This is a genomic window from Aureibaculum flavum, assembly GCF_016406085.1.
GTDB lineage: Bacteria > Bacteroidota > Bacteroidia > Flavobacteriales > Flavobacteriaceae > Aureibaculum > Aureibaculum flavum.
Map to the genome: position 1 here is coordinate 1 of NZ_JAEHFJ010000030.1, position 1,219 is coordinate 1,219.

General features: G+C 31.2%; 1 protein-coding gene. It reads left to right on the top strand.

Annotation, left to right across the window (positions count from 1 at the left end):
- The first annotated feature begins 211 nt into the window (after window positions 1-211).
- A complete protein-coding gene (locus JBL43_RS20125; protein WP_198843143.1) occupies window positions 212-1,183 on the top strand; it encodes an IS110 family RNA-guided transposase in 972 nt (323 codons plus the stop codon).
- Window positions 1,184-1,219 lie beyond the last annotated feature (36 nt).

Genomic DNA, 1,219 nt, shown 5'->3' on the forward strand with positions numbered 1-1,219 from the left:
CTTAAGTTTACATTTTATAAATTTAGTGAATTAACCATAAAGAACAAAAGAGAGGATTAAGGTTATTATATACGTAGAGACTGCGATCTCGTCAACATTGAAAATCCCCTCTCTTTTCTACAGAAATTTCGTACAGTTGTTTGAGGCTATAAGACCTCGTTTTTAAGTAGTAGAAAGTAACGTAGATTGTTCTTTAATAAATCGATTTATTATGAATAAAAGTACAAAATTTTACGGAATCGACATTAGTAAAGATGTCTTTGATGTTACAGATCAAAAAGAAGTTCATTATCAATTTAGAAATGATTACAAAGGCTTTAAAAAGTTTATGAAGTTGTTAGATGAAAATAGTCATTGTGTAATGGAAGCAACGGGTTATTATCATTATAAACTAGCTTATTTTTTACAAGAAAATGAAGTGTTGGTATCCGTAGAGAACCCATTGTCTGTAAAAAGATTTATCCAGATGAAACTATCTAAGATAAAGACAGACAAGAGTGATTCAAAAATGATATGTAAATATGCAGAAAGTGTAGAATTACGATTGTGGGAAGGTCAAAATATAGAGCAACAAGAATGTTTGCAAATGGTCCGTATCCTGAGTGTTTACACAAAACAGAGCACAGCATTAAAAAATAAAATACATGGAGAAGAGGTATTGGGAGTACCAAGTAAGATTGTATTAAGTTCTTTGAAGCGGAGTTTAAAAGCAGTAAAAAAAGAACTGAATATGATAGAAGAAAAGTTGATAGAATTGGTAAAAAAGGAGAATCAAGAATTGCTAACATTATTAGAAACGATACCTGGAATTGGAAGAAAAACGAGCGTGATGTTATTAGTTTTAACAGACGGGTTTGAACGTTTTACTAGTGCATCAGAATTATGTTCTTATGCTGGTTTAACACCAGTAATACGGAAGAGTGGAAGTAGTGTAAACGGAAGACCCAGAATCAGTAAAATAGGAAATCAAAAGCTTCGGAATTTACTTTTCTTATGTAGTTTTAATGCTTGTAAATATAACCAAGCTTGCAAGGCACTTTATGATAGAATTGTAGCAAAAGGAAAGAGTAAAAAATTAGCCTTAATTGCAGTCTGTAATAAGCTTTTAAAACAGGCTTTTGCAATCGCTAAATCAAGGGTAGCTTACGATCAGAATTACAGAAGTACTTTAGTGGTAAATTAAGCAAATTTTACTTGTTTTTTACCACAGTTCTTTGTT